Raw genomic sequence first — 18,166 nt, forward strand, 5'->3', positions numbered from 1 at the left:
ATGGACGACCTTGAGGACAGATACGTCGCCATCATCGACGCCCTCGACTGGGCCGAGCCCGCCCGGCACGTCGAGGCCCTGCGCGAGCTGGCGGACCTCGGTCAGGCCGACGCCATGAACCTGCTGGCCGTCCTGCTCGACGACATCGACGGTGCGGCGCATCGGGACGAGATCATCGCCCTGTACGAGCGGGCCTTTGACCTGGGATCCTGGGTCTCGGCCGGGAATCTCGCCATCCAGTACCGGCAATGGAATGAGCTCGATCTCTCCCGGATCTGGGAGGCGAAGGCCGACGCGGCGGAAGCGGCTGCCGCGTCTCCCGGCTGAACTATCGTTCACTTGTCAGCCGTTCCGACCCGCGCCACGGTCCGCCCCCGATAGTCTGAGGGGAATCCGCATGAAGCTCGCCATCGCCGGTCTGGCCGTCATCTCGCTCGGTTTCGCCGCCGCCCCGGCCTGGGCCCAGACGGCGCCCCCGGTGCGCTACGACCTCAGCTTCGAGAACGCGGTCCACCACGAGGCGCGGATCACCGTCACCTATCGCGACGTCGGCCGCGCCCCGGTGCGGTTCGAGATGTCCCGCTCCTCGCCCGGCCGCTATGCGCTGCATGAGTTCGCCAAGAACGTCTATTCGGTCTCCGCCGTCGACGGCGCGGGCCGCCCGCTGACCGTCGAGCGCACCGATCCCTACGGCTGGACCGTCGGCGGCCACGACGGAACGGTCAGCGTCACCTACACCCTCTACGGCGACCGGGCCGACGGCACCTACGCCCAGATCGACGCCGCCCACGCCCACCTGAACATGCCCGCTGCGCTGATGTGGGCGCGCGGCTTCGACGACCGGCCGGTGGAGCTGACCTTCCACTCGCCCAACCCCGCCTGGCGCGTCGCCACCCAGCTGGCCCCCACCGCCAACCCGGCCGTCTTCACCGCGCCGAACCTCCAGTACCTGATGGACAGCCCGACCGAGCTCAGCGACCACATGGTCCGCGAGTGGCAGGTCGACGACGCGGGCGTGCCCCGCACCATCCGCATCGCCCTCCACCACCCGGGCACGGCCGAGCAGGCCGACATCTTCGCCGGGCGCGCCCGCAAGGTCGTGGACCAGCTGATCGCCGTCTTCGGCGACGTGCCGGACTTCGACTACGGGACCTACACCTTCCTCGCCGACTACCTGCCCCAGGTCAGCGGCGACGGCATGGAGCACCGCAACTCCACCGTCATCAGCGGCTCGCGCTCCCTGGCCGACGCCGACTACGGCCAGATCGGCACCCTGAGCCACGAGTTCTTCCATGCGTGGAACGTCGAGCGGCTGCGGCCCGCCGAGCTGGAGCCCTTCGACTTCACCCGCGCCAACGCCACCCCGTCGCTGTGGTTCGCCGAGGGCTTCACCAACTACTACGGCCCGCTGGCCATCCGCCGCGCCGGCCTCTCGACCGTCGACCGCTTCCTGGCCGAGATCGGCGGGCAGGCGAACGTCATCGTCAACACCCCGGCCCGGGCCTACGGCTCGCCGCAGGAGATGAGCCTGCGCGCGCCCTTCGTGGACGCCGCCGCCTCCATCGACCCGACCAACCCGAACATCTTCACCTCGTACTATACCTACGGCGCCGCCCTGGCCCTGACGCTGGACCTGACCCTGCGCCAGCGGTTCGACGGCCTGACGCTGGACGACTACATGCGTCAGATGTGGCGCACCCACGGCCGGACCGAGAAGGCCTATACGCCCGACGACCTGCGCGCCGGCCTGGCCGAGGTGACCGGCGATCCGGCCTTCGCCCAGGCCTTCTTCAACGCCAGCATCCAGCGCAGCGAGATGCCTGATCTCGCGCCGCTGCTGGCGCAGGCGGGCGTGGTCATGAAGCCGCGCAACCCGACGGGCGCCTGGGCCGGCCCGGCGCGGCTGCAGGTCGCCGACACGGTGGTGCGGCTGGCCGGGGCCACGGCGCCGAACACGCCGCTGTATCTGGCCGGGCTGGACGGCGGCGACGAGATCGTCCGCCTCGGCGATACGGCCATCGACAGCCAGGCCAATTGGGACGACGCCCTGAAGGCGCTGAAGCCCGGCGACACGGTCGCGATCACCTACATCCAGCGCGGCGCCGAGCGCACCGCCCAGCTGCGGCTGGGGACAGATCCGGCTTTCGAACTGGTGCGCGTCGAGACGACGGGCGGCGCGGCCACTCCGGCGCAGCTGGCCTTCCGGAACGCCTGGCTCGGCCAGGAGACCGCGGCCGCCCAGCCCTGAGCCGCCGCGCACGCGGGCTTGCCAGCGGAGGTCAGGCAGCGTTCAGTGCCGGGCTACGCATATCCATGACCCTGGGGAGTCCCTCATGCTCGATCGTCGCCGTTTCCTTCTGACCACCGCCGCGGGCGCCGGTCTGGCCGCCACCACGGGCGGGGCGGTCTTCGCCCAGGCGGCAAACGGCGCCGATGCGGCCCTGACGACGGTGATGGACGGGATCACCCGCGACCACCTGCTCAGCTCGCCGGAACTGCTGACCATGCTGGGGATGGACAAGGGGCCCGGCGCGGCCATGAAGTCCCGGCTCGATGACCGCTCGCTGGCCAAGCAGGCGGCGGACAAGACCAAGTTCCTGGCGTCCATGACCGCCCTGAAAGGGATCGACCGCGAGGCCCTGTCCCCGCGCTTCAAGGTCTATCACGACACGGTCGAATTCTTCGGCGAGACGGCCGTCCAGGGCTACGACTTCCCCTACGGCGGCGGCCTGTTCCCGTCGCCCTATACGATCAGCCAGCTGGGCGGCGCCTACCAGAGCACGCCGGACTTCCTGGACAGCCAGCACTCCATCGAGACCGCCGAGGACGCCGAGGCCTATCTCTCGCGTCTGTCGGCGCTGGCCACCGTCTTCGACCAGGAGACCGAGCGGGTGAAGGCCGAGTTCGCGGCCGGGGCCGTGCCGCCCGACTTCGTGATCCAGCGCGCTACCGGCCAGATGCAGACGATCCTCGGCGCCGATCCGGCCGGGCTGACGCTGGTCACCTCCGTGGCCCGCCGCGCGGCCGAGAAAGGCCTGCCGGGCGCCTGGGGCGAGCGCGCTCTGGCCATCGTCAACGGCTCGGTCCTGCCCGCCCTGGCGCGCCAGCGCGACACCCTCGCCGCCGGCCTGCCGACGGCCTCGCACGACGCCGGTTGCTGGCGCCTGCCGGACGGCGACGCCTATTACAATTACGGCCTGAAATTCTACACGACCTCCTCCCTGACCGGGCAGGAGATCCACGACATGGGTCTGCAGCAGGTGGCCGAGCTGAGCGCGCGGGCCGACGTCCTGCTGCGCGCGCAGGGGCTGACCCAGGGCACGGTGGGCGAGCGCATCGCCTCGATCGCCTCGCATGTGCCGGGCCAGGTCTATCCCAACACCGACGCCGCCAAGGAACAGCTGCTGGCTGATCTGAACGCGCAGATGTCGACGGTCATGGCGCGAATGCCCGAGTATTTCGGCCGCCTGCCCAACGCGGCCTGCGACATCCGCCGCGTGCCCAAGGAGATCGAGGTCGGCGCGCCGGGCGGCTACTACCAGTCGCCGTCGCTGGATGGCTCGCGGCCGGGCGCCTACTACATCAACCTGCGCGACACGGCCGAGTGGCCGAAATTCACCCTGCCGACCCTGACCTATCACGAGGCGGTGCCGGGCCATCACTTCCAGATCGCCCTGCAGCAGGAGAAGACCGAGACGCCGCTGCTGCTCAAGGTGCTGGGCTTCTCGGCCTATACCGAAGGCTGGGGCCTGTACGCCGAGCAGCTGGCCGACGAGATCGGCATGTACGAGAACGACCCGTGGGGCCGGATCGGCTCCATCCAGTCGCTCATGTTCCGGGCGGCGCGCCTCGTCGTGGATTCGGGCCTGCACTACAAGCGCTGGAGCCGCGAGCAGGGCATCCGCTACATGGTCGAGACCCTGGGCGACCAGGAAAGCTCGATCACCACCGAGGTCGAACGCTACGCCGTCTGGCCGGGCCAGGCCTCCAGCTACAAGGTCGGCCACACCACCTGGGTGCGTCTGCGCGAGCAGGCCAAGGCCACGCTCGGCGACCGCTTCGACATTAAGGGCTTCCACGACACCGGCCTGGACGCCGGCGGGGTGCCGCTGACCGTGCTGGAACGGGTGATCGGCGACTGGGTCGCCAGCCGTCGGGGCTGAGGAACGCCGGATGATCGATCGCCGCCGCCTGCTCCTGACCGCCGCCGCCGGAGCCGGGCTCGCCGCCTCCGGGGCGGCCCTCGCCGCGCCCCGTGACGCCGACGCCGAACTGGACGCCCTGCTGCAGTCCTGGTTCGACCAGGACATCGACGAGTCGCCTGAGAGCGCCACCAACCTGGGCCTCGACCGCGGCGCGCGGGCGGGCCTGGCGTCCAAGCTCAGCGACCAGAGCGAAGGCGCCTGGCGGGACGAGCGGGCGCAGGCGGTGGAGCGCTGGCGCGTGTTCCGCGCCTTCGGCGGGACGGACGGCCTGTCCGAAGCGGGCAAGGTCAACCACGCCGTCGCCGCCTTCCGGACAGAGACGGCCGCTGCGGGCGCGGGCTTCGACTACGGCTCCACCATGGGCGGCGGGCGGATGGGCCCCTATGTCGTCAACCAGCTGACCGGCGCCTACTTCACCGTGCCGGACTTCCTGGACAGCCAGCACCGGGTCGAGGATGCGGCCGGCGCCGACGCCTTCCTGTCGCGCCTGTCGGCCTTCGCCCCCTCGGTGGATGCGGAGACGCAGCGAATCCGCGCCGATGCGGGCAAGGGCGTCGTCCCGCCCGACTTCATCATCGACCTGACCACCGGCCAACTGCGCGCGCTGTCGGGGCAGGCGGCCCCCGACATGGCCATGGTCCGCTCGCTGGAGCGCAAGGCCTCGGCCCTGGGCCTCAACGGCTACGGCGACCGCGCCGCCCGCCTGGTCGAGACCGAGGTGAAGCCGGCCCTGGCGCGCCAGATTGCCGCCTTCGAGGCCCTGCGTCCCACCGCCGTCCACGACGCGGGCGTAACCCGCCGCCTGCCCGACGGCGAGGCCTTCTACGCCCACGCCCTGAAGCACTGGACCACCACCACCCTGACCGCCGACCAAATCCACGCCATCGGCCTGGAACAGGTGGCCGAGATCAGCGCCGGCATCGACGCCATCCTGAAGGCCCAGGGCCTGACCCAGGGAACCGTCGGCCAGCGCATCGACGCCCTGAACAAGGATCCGGCCCAGCTGTGGGGCGAGACCGACGCGGACAAGGTGGCGCTGATCGCCTCGCTGAACCGGCAGGTGCAGGCGCTGCAGCCGCTTCTGCCGCGCGTCTTTGGACGCCTTCCCCGCGCCGCCATGGAGGTCCGCCGCGTTCCCCCGGCGATCGAGGCGGGCGCGCCGGGCGGCTACTATCAGGGGCCGCCGCTCGACGGCTCGCGGCCGGGCGCCTACTACATCAACCTGCGCGAGACGAAGAACTGGCCCAAGTTCTCCCTGCCGACCCTGACCTATCACGAGGCCTCGCCGGGCCATCACCTGCAGGTCGCCCTGCAGCGTGAGACCGACAGCCTGCCCCAGTACCGCCGCGCCAACGGCTTCTCGGCCTATAACGAGGGCTGGGCCCTGTACGCCGAGGCGGTCGCCGCGGACGATCTGGACGTCTACGCCGAGGACCCGCTGGGCCGGGTCGGCTTCCTGATGTCCTATCTGTTCCGCGCCGTCCGCCTGGTGGTCGATACGGGCATGCACGCCAAGGGCTGGAGCCGCGAACAGGCCGTCGACTACATGGTCGCCTCGGGCGCCAAGCCGGTCGGCGCGGCCAACAGCGAGATCAACCGCTACGCCTCGATGCCGGGCCAGGCCTGCGCCTACAAGATCGGCCACACCGTCATCGCCCGCCTGCGGGCGGAGGAGGCGGCCAAGCCCGGCTTCGACCTGCGCGCCTTCCACGACAAGGTGCTGGTCAACGGCTCGGTTCCGCTGGCCGTGCTGGAAGGCCTGATCCGGGGCTGAGGCCTAGGGACGGGGCGCGGCCGCCTTCTTCGCGGTGCGCGCCTCCTGCCCGACCCGGGCCGCGGCCACCGCCGGGTCGGCCTCGGCCTGGGCCATGAGCCAGTCACGGAAGCGCTTGATCTTGGGCGAGCGCCGCCGCCCCTCGGGCCAGACCAGATAGTAGCCGGTGTGGAAGGCCACCATCTCCTGGAAGGGCCGGACCAGGACCCCGGTCTCGATCTCGCGCGCGAACAGGATCGGCGAGGCCAGGGCCACGCCCTGTCCGCCCAGCGCGGCCGCGACCTCCAGCACCTGGTAGTCGGCCGTCAGCTTGGTCGCCGGGCGCACGCCGTCGTCCAGCCCCGCCGCCGCGAACCAGGCGGCCCATTCCTTCTCCATGCCGATGCGCGGGGCGTTCAGCAGGTCGCAGGGGTCCTTCAGGTTCAGCTTCTGCGCCATCGCCGGACCGCATACGGGGGTGAAGACGCTGGGCATCAGCATCTGGCTTTCCATGCCGGGCCAGTCGCCGTGCCCGGACCGGATGCCGACGTCGAAGCCCTCGCGCGCGAGGTCCAGCAGGGCGGGATTGGTGTCCATCCGCACCGCCAGCCCGGGGTTGGCCAGCTGGAAGGCCCCCAGCCGCGGGGCCAGCCACTGGGTCGCCAGCGTGGCCAGGGTGGTGATCGACAGGATGTGCTCGTCCGCCTCGGTCAGGTCGCTGATCGCGCGGCGCAGCAGGCTCATGGCCTCGGTGGCGGCGCGCGACAGCCGGTCGCCGGCTTCCGTCGGCTGCACCTCGCGCGGCAGGCGGCGGAATAGGCTCTGGCCCAGCCGGCCCTCCAGCGCCTTGATCTGCCAGCTGACCGCGGCCTGGGTCATGCCCAGCTCCTCGGCGGCGCGCGTGAAGCTCTTCAGCCGCGCGGCCGCCTCGAACACGCGGATCGAGGCCAGGGGGATGCCGGAAAGAGGGTCGGCCATAAGCGAACCTTATGTGGGGGTCGCACAATCTGGTTTGTCCGCTTCCCGTGTCAAGCCGATAGTGCCGCCTATCACCCACGCCGACCAGAGGAGGCCGAGATGGAAGAGATGCACCACACGCATAAGGAGCCCGCATGGGGCTGGGTTGCGGTCCTGGAAGAGTGGCGGCGTAGCCGCACGCGCCGCATCGTGCGCGCCCAGGCCGGTTCGCCCGCCGCAACCCGGCGCTGATTTCCCCCCGATCCGGTACGCTGCCGGGGCGCCTCCGCACCCCGTTCCTACCGTCGGCCCTTGCCTCCTCCAAGGGCCGTGGCCCGAACTCCGGACCCCACCCAATCCCGGAGTTCGGGCTGATTCAATTCGGCGGCACGACCAGGCCGTCGGCCTCGCGCAGCCGGTTGTGGATCGCGGTTGCGGCCACGGCGGCCTCGGCGCTCGCCACGGCGATCTGGTTCAGGCCGCGCACCACGTCCCCGGCGGCGTAGAGGCCGGGCGTGCCGGTCTGTTGGTGGGCGTCGACGAACAGACGTCCGTCATCGCCGGTGCGCGCGCCGACCCCTTCGGCCAGCGCCGCGTTCGGCGAGGTCCCCAAGGCCGAATAGACCAGATCGAAGCTGCGCAACGTCCCGCCCCAGCTCAGGGCCGTGACCCGGTCGCCTTCCAGGCGGACATCGTCGATCCGCGCACAGACCAGCTCGATGCCCAGCCGCGTCAGCGCGTCCCGGCAGGTCAGGTCCTCAGGGGCGCCCACATGGATCAGCGCCACCCGTTCCGAATAGGTGCGCAGGAAGGCGGCTTCGCGCGCGCCCCGGTCGTCCGTCCCGATCACCGCCACAGCCCGGTCGATGGCCTCGTAGCCGTCGCAGATCGGGCAGATGCGCACCAGCGAGCGTTCGATGGCCCGCTCCACGCCCGGCAGATCGGGATGATGGTCGGTGACGCCGGTGGCCAGGAGCACGGCCCGCACCCGGAGGGTCCTCCCGTTCAGTCGGGCTGCGAAGCCGTCGCCGTCCCGCGCCAGCGTCTCGACGCGGCCCGCCTCGATCCCGGCTCCATATTCGGTCGCCTGCTCGGTCATGCGCCGCAAGATGGCGTCGCCGGTGATCCCCTGCGGAAAGCCGGGCATGTTGTGGCTGACCGGAATCCAGCAGGCGCGCGACGCGCCCCCGTCGGCCACCAGCACCCGTCGGCGGAACCGCGCCAGATAGGTGGCGGCGGTCAGTCCGGCGGGGCCGGCTCCGACGACGAGGACCTCGGGGTCCGTCATCTCCGTGAACGCCATACGGTCGGCCAGAGGTCGGAGTTCATGCCCCAGCAATCCCCCATGCTGCGTTCCTCGGACAGGGCGAAGCCCTGCGCGGTCCACGTCCAGGTGGTGATGGTCCCGCAGTCGCCCAGGCCCCGTCCGCGCGGGAAGACCGTCAGGGTCTGGCGCCGGGGATCGTAGATCGGATTGACCAGCCACGGCCCCTCGCCGCCGATATCGCCCTCGGTGCGCGGGGTGTGTTCGGGCAGGACCGCGGGCCGGACCCCGGAGCCGTCCGGACGGGCCAGGTAGAAGACGTAGGTCGCGTTATAGGCTCCGCTGCCGCACGGGACGCCCCACAGCACCGTCGATGCGTCCAACCGCGCCGCCAGCACGGCCTTGTTCAGATATTCGTTGTTCTCCGCCCGGCAGGCCTTCACCGTCTTCAGCGCCTCGATCTCCGCCGGGACCGCCGGGGCGCGGGCCTCGTCCTCCATCGGATTTGCCGCGCCCTCGAAGCCGGCCTGCGAGACCGGCGGCGCGGGGATCACGCGGGGCAGGGCGGGGGCGGACGGCACCATCGCGTCCGGACGGTCCCCACGCCGGATCAGGGCGGTCGCCGTGTCCAGCCGTCCCTGACGTTCGTCGATCCACAGCAGGGCGGCCTTCAGGCCCGAGGCGGGGACCGCGCCCTTCTGCCCGCCGCCCTCCATCGTCAGGGCCTGGGCGTCCGCCGCCGCGATGAGCGCGGTCGCCGGGGAGCCGGCCAGCCCGTCCGCGCAATACAGGCCGTCGGTTCCCTGCATGCGCAGCAGCGGACGGCCGTCCGCCGAGAGGGTGACCGGGTTGGGCGTATCGTCCTGTCCGGTGAAGCCCAGGCCGAAGCCGACGCACGGACCGTCCGTGGACGCGCCGGCGGACCGGGTGATCCGGATCCAGCTGGTGGCGTCCGAGCCGCTGTAGGCCATGCACTGGTTGCCGTTGTCGCAGACGGCGCGCCAGTCGCGGAACGTCCGCGTCTCGCTGGGCATCGCCGCCGCGGCCGTGGCGGCCGGGTCCGGCGCCGTCGCGGGCGCCGGGGCCTGCGGCGCCCCGCCGGTTTGCGCCGGCTCGTCCCGCCCGCAGGCGGTCAGGCTGACGGCGGCCAGGGCCGTCACGATCAAGGCTCGCATCCTGTCTCTCCCCACAAGGTCGGTTTCGATCGCCATCCCGACCGTCGCCATATCCGCATTCCTAGTCAGCGGGCGTCCGGCGCATCGGTTCCGCATCATGCGAGGGCGTTTTTCGGGCCGGGGTGAACGGCGGTAATCTGTGTCGCGGCGTCCCGGGCTTTGCGCCCCGCCGCGCGGCGGCTATACCCCCGGCCAACCCATCCTATCTCCCAAGGCAAAGGCAGCACGCGCATGGCCAAGATCAAGGTCGCCAATCCCATCGTGGACATCGACGGCGACGAGATGACCCGGATCATCTGGCAGATGATCAAGGACAAGCTGGTCTTCCCCTACCTCGACCTCGAGCTGGACTACTACGACCTGGGCATGGAGCACCGCGACGCCACCGACGACCAGGTGACGATCGACGCGGCCCACGCGATCCAGAAGCACGGCGTCGGCGTGAAGTGCGCCACCATCACCCCGGACGAGGCCCGGGTGAAGGAGTTCGGCCTGAAGAAGATGTGGAAGTCGCCGAACGGCACCATCCGCAACATCCTGGGCGGCGTCGTCTTCCGCGAGCCGATCATCTGCTCGAACGTGCCGCGCCTGGTGCCGGGCTGGACCCAGCCCATCGTCGTCGGCCGTCACGCCTTCGGCGACCAGTACAAGGCCACCGACTTCCTGATGCCGGGACCGGGCGTCCTGACCATCAAGTTCGTCGGCGACGACGGCCAGGTGATCGAGCATGAGGTCTTCAAGTCGCCGGGCGCCGGCGTGGCCATGGGCATGTACAACCTGGACGACTCGATCCGCGACTTCGCCCACGCCTCGTTCAGCTACGGCCTGAACCGCAACTATCCGGTCTATCTTTCGACCAAGAACACGATCCTGAAAGCCTACGACGGCCGCTTCAAGGACATCTTCCAGGAGGTGTTCGACGCCGAGTACGCCGACAAGTTCAAGGCCGCCGGCCTGACCTATGAGCACCGCCTGATCGACGACATGGTGGCCGCGGCCATCAAGTGGTCGGGCGGCTTCGTCTGGGCGTGCAAGAACTACGACGGCGACGTGCAGTCGGACGTCGTGGCGCAGGGCTTCGGCTCGCTGGGTCTGATGACCTCGGTCCTGATGACCCCGGACGGCCGCGTGATGGAAACGGAAGCCGCCCACGGCACCGTGACCCGCCACTACCGCCAGCACCAGAAGGGCGAGGCCACCTCGACCAACTCGATCGCCTCGATCTTCGCCTGGACCCGCGGCTTCAAGCACCGCGCCAAGCTGGACGACAACGCCGAACTGGCCAAGTTCGCCGAGACCCTGGAAACCGTCGTCGTCGACACCGTCGAGGCCGGCTTCATGACCAAGGACCTGGCGCTGCTGGTCGGCGATCAGCAGGGCTGGCTGTCGACCGAAGGCTTCCTCGACAAGGTCGCCGAGAACCTCGACAAGGCCATGGCTTCCTAAGAAGGGGGCTATCGCTCGGCTCGCGAAGCCTCGCGGCTTGAGCGCGAGCCCTGCGCGAAGCGCCAGGCCGCGTCGGGTCGGGAGGTCCCGCAGGGCCGACGACCGCGGCCCAGAAACAAAGGCCCGCCGGATTCGCGTCCGGCGGGCCTTTCGTTTGAGCGGGCCGCGGGTTCGTGCATTGATAACGGCGTTGACGGAGGGCGGACGTGAAACTCATCGGCAGACTCATCCTGGCGGCGATCGTGATCGCGGCGATCAGCTTCTTCGCCGCGCCGGGGGTGGCCTTCTTCGCCATCCGGTCGGCGGCGGACGCCAATGACGCGGCGGCCCTGTCGCGGCTGATCGACTACACCGCCGTGCGTCAGTCGCTGCGGCCCCAGCTGAACGGCAACCCGGCCGCCCAGGCCCCGGCGGCGTCCTTCCTCGAAGACCCCATCGGCGCCGTCCGCCGCCAGTTCGAGCAGGCCGCGCCCGCGCTGGGTCCGCAGCCGGACATCTATCTGACCCCCGCCGCCGTCGCCGCCCTGACCCGGGGCGAAGGCCGCTACGCCGCCCAGCGCACCGCGCCCGCGCCGGAGGGCGAACGCCAGGACCTGTTCCCGGAGCCGGTCTTCTGGGGCGTCAACCGCGCCCGCATGGCGGTCACGGACGAGGGCGGCTCCAAGACGATCTTCACCTTCGAGCGCAAGGGGCCGTTCGAGTGGCGGCTGGTGCATATCGCCCTGCCTGACGGGGCCGTCCCGACGGTCCGTTCGCTGCGGACCACCCCGCCGCTGCTGGAGGAAGTCCCGGCCGGCAAGAGCGGCAAGACCGGCGGCTGATACCGGTCCCACTGGCGCGCCGCCTCGACTCGGGCAACCGTGAAGGTGGGAAGGCGTTACGACGCCAGAGGGATGACATGACCAAGAGACTGCTGACCGGCGCCGCGCTGGCGGCGGTGGCGTTGTTCGCCGCCGCCTGGGCCGCGGCGCCCATCTTCGCCGGGCAGGCGCTGATCCGCGCGGCCAAGGCTGGAGACGCCCGCACGCTGGAGCGGCTGGTCGATTTCCCGGCCCTGCGCGCCAGTATGAAGGATGAGCTCAACAAGGAGCTGGTGGCGCGCATGGGCCGTGACCCGCGCGTGGTCGAAAGCGGCCTGGGCGGGCTGGGCATGATGCTGGCGCCGATGATCCTGTCGGGCGCGATCGACACCGCCGTCACGCCCGAGGTGCTGGCGCAGATGGTCACCACGGCCGAGGCGCCGGATCCCAGCCGTCGCGCACCGTCGGACCCCGCGGACAGGAAGAGCGACAAGGACATCCATCAGGCCTGGGGCTACCGCGACCTGAACCATTTCGCCGTGACCCTGACCGACCGCGACCATCCGGATCAGCACCTGGCCCTGATCCTGGAACGCCGCGGTTTGTTCAGTTGGAAGCTGGCCGCCGTGGACCTGCAGAACGAGGCGTGAGTAGGAAGGAGGATCGTCCCGTTCGGAGTCCTCCCATGTCCCGCCGCCCGTCCTTCCTGGTCGTCTATTCCGCCATCGCCACCACCATCCTGGGCGCCTTCGTGGTCACCGAGGCCGTCAGCGGGCCCGAGCGCACCGCCTTCGAGGAGATCGACGTCAAGCGGATCAACATCCGCGAGGACGACGGCACCCTGCGGATGACCATCTCCAACACCGCCCGTTTCCCGGGACTGATCATCCGCGGGCAGGAGCATCCGCACCCGAACCGCACCACCGCGGGCATGCTGTTCTTCAATGACGAGGGCACCGAAAACGGCGGGCTGATCTTCGGCGGTGCGCGCAAGGCCGACGGGTCGGTCGAGGGATACGGCCACCTGAGCTTCGACCAGTTCGAGCAGGACCAGGTCGTCGCCCTGAACCAGATCGAGGAGGGCGGCGAGCGCACGGCCGGGCTGACGATCTCGGACCGGCCGGACCAGTCGATCGAGGTCGCCACAACCCGGCTGCAGGGCCTGACGGGGGACGCCCGGACGGCCGAGCTGGCGCGCCTGAGGGCCGAGGGCGCGTTTGGAAACCAGCGCGCCTACTTCGGCAAGGACGCGGAGCGGGCCTCGAAGATGGAGCTGCGCGACGCCCAGGGACGGACGCGGCTGCGCCTGCACGTGGCGGCCGACGGCCAGGCCTCGATCCAGTTCCTGGACGAGGCCGGCCGGGTGACGCGCACCGTCACGCCCGAGAGCTAGCCTTAGGCCTGCAGCGCGGCCCGGATCGCGGCCAGGCCGTCCTCGGCCTTGCCGCCTTCGGGAGCGCCGCCCTGGGCGAAGTCGGGCTTGCCGCCCGCGCCCTGGCCGCCCATCGCCAGCACCGCCGCGCGGGCGAGATCCGCCGCGTTGACCGTGCCGGTGATGTCCGAGGTCACGGCGACGGTGATCGCCGCCTTGCCCTCGGTCACGCCGATCAGGGCGACGACGCCCGAACCGACCTGTTTGCGGAAGTCTTCGGCCACGCCGCGCAGGCCCTTGCCGTCCACGCCGTCCAGCACGCGGGCGATCAGCTTGACGCCGTTGATCTCCTCCGGCGCGGCGTTGGCCGACGCCCCGCCGCCGCCCAGGGCCAGTTGCTTCTTCAGCTCGGCGACCTGCTTCTCCAGCGCCTTGACCGAACCACTCAGGGCCTCGACCCGCGCGGGCACGTCGCCCGTCTGGACCTTGAAGCTCTGGGCCAGACCCTTGGCCACGCCGGCCTGGGCCAGCAGGTACTGGCGCGCGGCCTCGCCGGTCAGGGCCTCGATGCGGCGCACGCCGGCGGCGATGCCGGTTTCCTGCACCACCTTGAACAGGGCGATGTCGCCGGTGCGGGCCACGTGGGTGCCGCCGCACAGCTCGACCGAATAGGGGGCGTTGTCGCCGGTCAGCGACCGGCCGAGCGTCAGCACCCGGACCTCGTCGCCGTACTTCTCGCCGAACAGGGCGATGGCCCCGGCCTCGATCGCCGCTTCGGGCGCCATCAGCTTCGTCTCCGTCGGGACGTTCTGGCGGATCACGGCGTTGACCTCGGTCTCGATGGCCGACAGCTCGGCATCGGTCAGCGGGGCGTTGTGGCTGAAGTCGAAGCGCGCGCGCTCGGCGTCGACCAGCTGGCCCTTCTGCGCCACCGCCGGGCCGAGGATGTTCTTCAGCGCCGTGTGCAGCAGGTGGGCGGCCGAGTGGTTGGCGCGCGTGGTGCGGCGCTTCTCGGCGTCGACCAGCTGGGCCGCGCGGGTTCCGATCTCCAGCTTGCCCGCCGTGACCTGGACCGACAGCACGTGCAGGTCGCCCGCGTGCTTCTTGACGTCGATGACCTCGGCCTCGCCGCCCGGCCACTCGAACGTGCCGTGGTCGCCCGCCTGGCCGCCGCTCTCGGCGTAGAAGGGGGTGGTGTCGAACAGGACCTCGACGATGTCGCCGGCCTCGGCAGACTCGACCGGCGCGCCGCCGCTCATGATGGCCAGGACCTCGCCCGAACCCTCGATGGCGTCATAGCCGGTGAAGACGGTCGGCCCCAGGCGGTCGCGGATGGTCAGCCACTCGCCGGCGTTGGCGGTCTGGCCCGAGCCCTTCCAGTGCTCGCGCGAGCGCTGGCGCTGCTCGGCCATGGCGGCCTCGAAGCCGTCGACATTGACCGAATAGCCGCGCCGGCGGGCCTCGTCCTGGGTCAGGTCCAGCGGGAAGCCGTAGGTGTCGGACAGGGTAAAGGCCGTCTGGCCGTCCAGCATATCGCCGGGCCGGAAGCCCTGCACCGCCGTGTCGAACAGAGCCATGCCCTTGGACAGGGTCGTGCGGAAGCGGACCTCTTCCTGCTTCAGCGTGTCCTCGATGAAGGGCTGGGCGCGTTTCAGCTCGGGATAGGCTTCGCCCATCTCGCTGACCAGCGTCGGCACCAGGCGGTGCATCAGGGGGTCGCTCGCGCCCAGCAGGTGGGCGTGGCGCATGGCGCGGCGCATGATGCGGCGCAGGACATAGCCCCGGCCCTCGTTCGAGGGCGTCACGCCGTCGGCGATCAGGAAGGACGACGAGCGCAGGTGGTCGGCGATGACCCGGTGGCTGGACGCCCGCTCACCCTCGGACCGGGTCGAGGTGGCCTCTTCCGAGGCGGCGATCAGGGTCTTGAACAGGTCGGTGTCGAACACCGAGTTGACGCCCTGCAGCACCGAGGCGATGCGCTCCAGGCCCATGCCGGTGTCCACCGAGGGCTTGGGGAGCTGGCGAACGATCTGGTCGTTCTCCTTCTCGAACTGCATGAAGACGTTGTTCCAGATCTCCACATAGCGGTCGCCGTCCTCGTCCGGCGAACCGGGAGGGCCGCCGGGGACGTGGTCGCCGTAGTCCCAGAAGATCTCGGTGCACGGACCGCAGGGACCGTTATCGCCCATGGCCCAGAAATTGTCCGAGCCGGCGATGCGGATGATCTTGTCGTCGCTGAAGCCGGTGACCTTCTTCCAGATGTCGAAGGCCTCGTCGTCGTCGATGTAGACGGTGACCAGCAGGCGCTTGGGGTCCAGGCCGAAGTCCTTGGTGACCAACTGCCAGGCGCGGTCGATCGCGTGTTCCTTGAAGTAGTCGCCGAACGAGAAATTGCCGAGCATCTCGAAGAAGGTGAGGTGCCGGGCGGTGTAGCCGACGTTGTCCAGGTCGTTGTGCTTGCCGCCCGCGCGGACGCATTTCTGCGAGCTGGTGGCGCGCGGCCAGGGCGGGGTCGCGGCGCCCGTGAAGTAGTCCTTGAACGGCACCATGCCCGCGTTGACGAACATCAGCGTCGGGTCGTTCTGCGGCACCAGCGGAGCCGAGTGGACCTTCTCGTGGCCGTCGGCCGCGAAGTAGTCGAGGAAGGTCGAACGAATCTGTTTCAGGCTGGTCATGGGACGCGCATTCGAGAAGGGGGATCGGGCGTCATATAGGGGTTTTGGCCCCTTTGCATCACCCGGACGTGATGTCGGAGCCGGGGTGGCGGGACGGGCGCGGTCGAAGCCGGCTCGCGAGAGCGCCGACGCGGATTCGCCTTACACACGAACTTGTCATTTAGGGTTGTGTGAGTGGCGCCGCTTACTACCCCCGCGCCGGAGGGGCGCGTGTGAAGGAGGGTATCATGTCGATCAAGATGCTTGGCGCCGCCGTGGCGGGCCTGACCCTGTCGATGTCGCTCGGAGCGGCGGCGCCGGCGCCCGCGGCGTCGGTCCAGCAGTACTACCCCGGGCCGGGGATCTACTGCTTCAGCGGCCATAGCGATTGTTTCCCGATCGCCTATTCCTATGAGGTCTATTCGGACGCGGAGCACACCAACCTGATCGGCAGCGGGTCCGACAGCTGCGTCCAGTCGGGCCAGATGATCTTCGTCACCTCGCCGTGGCTGCCGGCCGGCTACGAGGTGAAGACCCCGATGTACGTCTGTTCGGGCTTCGGCCCCTACCTGCCGCCGGAGTGGTAGGCGGAAGCGTCCGTCTGGAGAAGGAAGCGGGGCGGTCCGGAAGGGCCGCCCCGTTCTGCGTCAGCGCTCCGCGCGCAGCAGGCGGGCGGCGGTGAAGGCCAGGGCCAGGCCGAACAGGCCGTGGGCCAGGAGGCCCAGCCCGATCATCTCGGCGGGCGGCGCGCCGCGCGGCGGTGCGGCCGACAGGGGGACGACGATGGCGTTCATCACCCCGTAGACGACCACGCCGAAGCCCAGGCCGGACAGGATGGGACGGCGCAGGACCGCGGGCGCCTGGCCGGTGGCGAGGATGAAGATGACGCCCCAGATGACGGCGAGGGCGAAGTGGGCGGCCAGGCCGATCGCCGCGGCGCCCCATCCGCCCTGGAAGGCCGCGGGACCCAGCAGTCCGGAAGCCACCGACTGCAGGATCTTCTCCGGCGAGGCAGGGCGGTAGATGACGAAGGCGGTCAGAATGTCGGCCGCGCCCCCGGCGAGGCCGGCGACGAAGGCGGCGCGCGCGCCGGAATCCGTTTTGATCATGTGAAGTCCTCCCGGCGCCGACGATCACCCCCTCCGGTCCATCCGGCAATCCCGTCGTCGTTCTCTCATGGACGTCCGCCTTGGCGCGGCGCCCGATCCGCCGTCGAAGGGGGAGGCCCGGACGAAAAAAGGCCGCCCGACCCGGCGGGGGTCGAGCGGCCGCTCCGTCCGGCCCGGCCCGGCGGGGTCGGATGGCGGGTCGGCGAACCCGGCCGGAGAAGTGTCGTGTCTGGAGTGGAAGGGGGCGAAGCGGCCCCCTACGCCATCCTTCGCCGTCGGCTCAGGATGGTCCCCCTCCCCCGATGGGGGAGGATAATCAGCCCTCGAGGTCCTGGCCCTCGTCCGGCTCGGGCGTGCCCAGAAGTTCGTCGGCGATCTTGTTGGTCGAGGCGCGCACGGCCTTCTCGATCGAGTCGGCGACATCCGGATTGGCCTTGAGGAAGGCGCGCACATTCTCGCGGCCCTGGCCGATGCGCTGGCTGTCGTAGGAGAACCAGCTGCCCGACTTCTCGACGACGCCGGCCTTCACGCCCAGGTCGATGATCTCGCCCAGCTTGGAGATGCCTTCGCCGTACATGATGTCGAAGATGACCTCGCGGAACGGCGGGGCGACCTTGTTCTTGACCACCTTCACGCGGGTGGTGTTGCCGACGACTTCGTCGCGATCCTTGATCGCGCCGGTGCGGCGGATGTCGAGACGGACCGAGGCGTAGAATTTCAGCGCATTGCCGCCGGTCGTGGTTTCCGGCGAGCCGTACATGACGCCGATCTTGTGGCGGATCTGGTTGATGAACAGGACGATGCACTGCGACTTGTTGATCGAGGCGGTCAGCTTGCGCAGGGCCTGGCTCATCAGACGGGCCTGCAGGCCGGGCAGGCTGTCGCCCATCTCGCCCTCGATCTCGGCGCGCGGCGTCAGGGCGGCGACGGAGTCGACCACCACGATGTCCACGGCGCCCGAGCGCACCAGGGTGTCGACGATCTCCAGCGCCTGCTCGCCCGTGTCGGGCTGCGAGACCAGCAGGTCGTCCAGGTTCACGCCCAGCTTCTGGGCGTAGCCGGGGTCGAGCGCATGTTCGGCGTCGACGAAGGCGGCCACGCCGCCGGCCTTCTGGATTTCCGCCACGGTATGCAGGGCCAGGGTCGTCTTGCCCGAGCTTTCGGGACCGAACACCTCGATGACCCGGCCGCGCGGCAGGCCGCCGATGCCGAGCGCCATGTCGAGACCCAGCGAGCCGGTCGAGACGCTGGCGATCTCGGCGACGACGCCGCCCTTGCCCAGCTTCATCACCGAGCCCTTGCCGAAGGCGCGATCGATCTGCGCGATCGCGGCCTCAAGGGCGCGTTGCTTGTCGCCGTCTTCCTTGCCCACCAATTTCAAAGCCGCCTGTGACACTGCCTTCGTCTCCCTTGCCATGATTCCCATCTGGT

The 18,166-nt window shown here is 70.2% G+C and carries 16 protein-coding genes; 10 read left to right on the forward strand and 6 right to left on the reverse strand.

Annotated elements, in window-relative coordinates:
• From AC07NB_RS09440 to AC07NB_RS09455, 4 genes are all read left to right on the forward strand, one after another.
• Window positions 1-327, forward strand: a complete 327-nt coding sequence (locus AC07NB_RS09440; protein WP_494570677.1) for a hypothetical protein — start codon at window positions 1-3, stop codon at window positions 325-327.
• Window positions 328-397: 70 nt separating this feature from the next.
• Window positions 398-2,248 carry a M61 family metallopeptidase gene (locus AC07NB_RS09445; protein ID WP_494570678.1) on the forward strand — a complete coding sequence of 617 codons (1,851 nt, stop codon included), beginning with the start codon at window positions 398-400 and terminating at the stop codon, window positions 2,246-2,248.
• A gap of 85 nt (window positions 2,249-2,333) precedes the next feature.
• Window positions 2,334-4,163, forward strand: a complete 1,830-nt coding sequence (locus AC07NB_RS09450) for a DUF885 domain-containing protein (protein ID WP_494570679.1) — start codon at window positions 2,334-2,336, stop codon at window positions 4,161-4,163.
• 10 nt (window positions 4,164-4,173) lie between these two features.
• Window positions 4,174-5,979: a DUF885 domain-containing protein gene (locus tag AC07NB_RS09455; protein ID WP_494570680.1), complete on the forward strand. Its 1,806-nt coding sequence runs from the start codon at window positions 4,174-4,176 to the stop codon at window positions 5,977-5,979.
• Between the two features lie 3 nt (window positions 5,980-5,982).
• Here AC07NB_RS09455 and AC07NB_RS09460 read toward each other — a convergent pair whose 3' ends face one another.
• The gene (locus tag AC07NB_RS09460; protein ID WP_291832224.1) at window positions 5,983-6,936 is read right to left on the reverse strand and encodes a LysR substrate-binding domain-containing protein; all 954 of its coding nucleotides are present in this window, start codon (window positions 6,934-6,936) and stop codon (window positions 5,983-5,985) included.
• A gap of 108 nt (window positions 6,937-7,044) precedes the next feature.
• On the opposite strand from AC07NB_RS09460, the gene AC07NB_RS09465 reads away from it, so the two are divergent.
• Window positions 7,045-7,167 (forward strand): hypothetical protein, encoded by a 123-nt coding sequence (locus AC07NB_RS09465; RefSeq protein ID WP_291832223.1) that lies wholly within the window; start codon window positions 7,045-7,047, stop codon window positions 7,165-7,167.
• A 124-nt stretch (window positions 7,168-7,291) separates the two neighbouring features.
• Here AC07NB_RS09465 and AC07NB_RS09470 read toward each other — a convergent pair whose 3' ends face one another.
• Window positions 7,292-8,203, reverse strand: a complete 912-nt coding sequence (locus AC07NB_RS09470) for an NAD(P)/FAD-dependent oxidoreductase (RefSeq protein WP_494570681.1) — start codon at window positions 8,201-8,203, stop codon at window positions 7,292-7,294.
• Complete coding sequence (locus AC07NB_RS09475) at window positions 8,200-9,354, reverse strand: DUF1176 domain-containing protein (protein ID WP_494570682.1); 1,155 nt, start codon at window positions 9,352-9,354, stop codon at window positions 8,200-8,202. The genes AC07NB_RS09470 and AC07NB_RS09475 overlap by 4 nt, the downstream gene beginning before the upstream one ends.
• A 231-nt stretch (window positions 9,355-9,585) precedes the next feature.
• Between AC07NB_RS09475 and AC07NB_RS09480 the strand changes: the two genes are divergently transcribed.
• The 4 genes from AC07NB_RS09480 to AC07NB_RS09495 all read left to right on the forward strand — a co-directional run bounded on the left by AC07NB_RS09480 (window position 9,586) and on the right by AC07NB_RS09495 (window position 12,993).
• On the forward strand, window positions 9,586-10,800 hold the full coding sequence (locus AC07NB_RS09480; RefSeq protein ID WP_494570683.1) for an NADP-dependent isocitrate dehydrogenase: 1,215 nt from the start codon (window positions 9,586-9,588) through the stop codon (window positions 10,798-10,800).
• A gap of 206 nt (window positions 10,801-11,006) precedes the next feature.
• Window positions 11,007-11,621, forward strand: a complete 615-nt coding sequence (locus tag AC07NB_RS09485; RefSeq protein ID WP_291839699.1) for a DUF2939 domain-containing protein — start codon at window positions 11,007-11,009, stop codon at window positions 11,619-11,621.
• Window positions 11,622-11,698: 77 nt separating this feature from the next.
• Window positions 11,699-12,250, forward strand: coding sequence for a DUF2939 domain-containing protein (locus tag AC07NB_RS09490; RefSeq protein ID WP_494570684.1), 552 nt, complete (start codon window positions 11,699-11,701; stop codon window positions 12,248-12,250).
• A gap of 35 nt (window positions 12,251-12,285) precedes the next feature.
• A complete protein-coding gene (locus AC07NB_RS09495) occupies window positions 12,286-12,993 on the forward strand; it encodes a hypothetical protein (protein WP_291839693.1) in 708 nt (235 codons plus the stop codon).
• Window positions 12,994-12,995: 2 nt separating this feature from the next.
• Here AC07NB_RS09495 and alaS read toward each other — a convergent pair whose 3' ends face one another.
• Window positions 12,996-15,647 (reverse strand): alanine--tRNA ligase, encoded by a 2,652-nt coding sequence (alaS, locus tag AC07NB_RS09500; protein WP_494570685.1) that lies wholly within the window; start codon window positions 15,645-15,647, stop codon window positions 12,996-12,998.
• Between the two features lie 227 nt (window positions 15,648-15,874).
• Here alaS and AC07NB_RS09505 point away from each other — a divergent pair, with 227 nt between their 5' ends.
• Window positions 15,875-16,213 (forward strand): hypothetical protein, encoded by a 339-nt coding sequence (locus AC07NB_RS09505; protein WP_291838410.1) that lies wholly within the window; start codon window positions 15,875-15,877, stop codon window positions 16,211-16,213.
• 60 nt (window positions 16,214-16,273) lie between these two features.
• On the opposite strand, the gene AC07NB_RS09510 is transcribed toward AC07NB_RS09505, so the two are convergent.
• Both AC07NB_RS09510 and recA read right to left on the reverse strand, forming a co-directional pair.
• On the reverse strand, window positions 16,274-16,735 hold the full coding sequence (locus AC07NB_RS09510; protein WP_494570686.1) for a hypothetical protein: 462 nt from the start codon (window positions 16,733-16,735) through the stop codon (window positions 16,274-16,276).
• Window positions 16,736-17,051: 316 nt separating this feature from the next.
• On the reverse strand, window positions 17,052-18,152 hold the full coding sequence (gene recA, locus AC07NB_RS09515; protein WP_291838405.1) for a recombinase RecA: 1,101 nt from the start codon (window positions 18,150-18,152) through the stop codon (window positions 17,052-17,054).
• Between the last annotated feature and the right edge of the window lie 14 nt (window positions 18,153-18,166).

This window comes from Brevundimonas sp. GW821-FHT09G01 (genome assembly GCF_059416065.1).

Bases quoted from the DNA above. Each gene is read 5' to 3' on its own strand.
- AC07NB_RS09475 (WP_494570682.1), bottom strand. From the start codon at position 9,354: ATGCGAGCCTTGATCGTGACGGCCCTGGCCGCCGTCAGCCTGACCGCC.
- AC07NB_RS09460 (WP_291832224.1), bottom strand. From the start codon at position 6,936: ATGGCCGACCCTCTTTCCGGCATCCCCCTGGCCTCGATCCGCGTGTTC.
- alaS (WP_494570685.1), bottom strand. From the start codon at position 15,647: ATGACCAGCCTGAAACAGATTCGTTCGACCTTCCTCGACTACTTCGCG.
- AC07NB_RS09455 (WP_494570680.1), top strand. From the start codon at position 4,174: ATGATCGATCGCCGCCGCCTGCTCCTGACCGCCGCCGCCGGAGCCGGG.
- AC07NB_RS09490 (WP_494570684.1), top strand. From the start codon at position 11,699: ATGACCAAGAGACTGCTGACCGGCGCCGCGCTGGCGGCGGTGGCGTTG.
- AC07NB_RS09505 (WP_291838410.1), top strand. From the start codon at position 15,875: ATGTCGATCAAGATGCTTGGCGCCGCCGTGGCGGGCCTGACCCTGTCG.
- recA (WP_291838405.1), bottom strand. From the start codon at position 18,152: ATGGCAAGGGAGACGAAGGCAGTGTCACAGGCGGCTTTGAAATTGGTG.
- AC07NB_RS09470 (WP_494570681.1), bottom strand. From the start codon at position 8,203: ATGACGGACCCCGAGGTCCTCGTCGTCGGAGCCGGCCCCGCCGGACTG.
- AC07NB_RS09510 (WP_494570686.1), bottom strand. From the start codon at position 16,735: ATGATCAAAACGGATTCCGGCGCGCGCGCCGCCTTCGTCGCCGGCCTC.
- AC07NB_RS09440 (WP_494570677.1), top strand. From the start codon at position 1: ATGGACGACCTTGAGGACAGATACGTCGCCATCATCGACGCCCTCGAC.
- AC07NB_RS09480 (WP_494570683.1), top strand. From the start codon at position 9,586: ATGGCCAAGATCAAGGTCGCCAATCCCATCGTGGACATCGACGGCGAC.
- AC07NB_RS09465 (WP_291832223.1), top strand. From the start codon at position 7,045: ATGCACCACACGCATAAGGAGCCCGCATGGGGCTGGGTTGCGGTCCTG.
- AC07NB_RS09445 (WP_494570678.1), top strand. From the start codon at position 398: ATGAAGCTCGCCATCGCCGGTCTGGCCGTCATCTCGCTCGGTTTCGCC.
- AC07NB_RS09450 (WP_494570679.1), top strand. From the start codon at position 2,334: ATGCTCGATCGTCGCCGTTTCCTTCTGACCACCGCCGCGGGCGCCGGT.
- AC07NB_RS09495 (WP_291839693.1), top strand. From the start codon at position 12,286: ATGTCCCGCCGCCCGTCCTTCCTGGTCGTCTATTCCGCCATCGCCACC.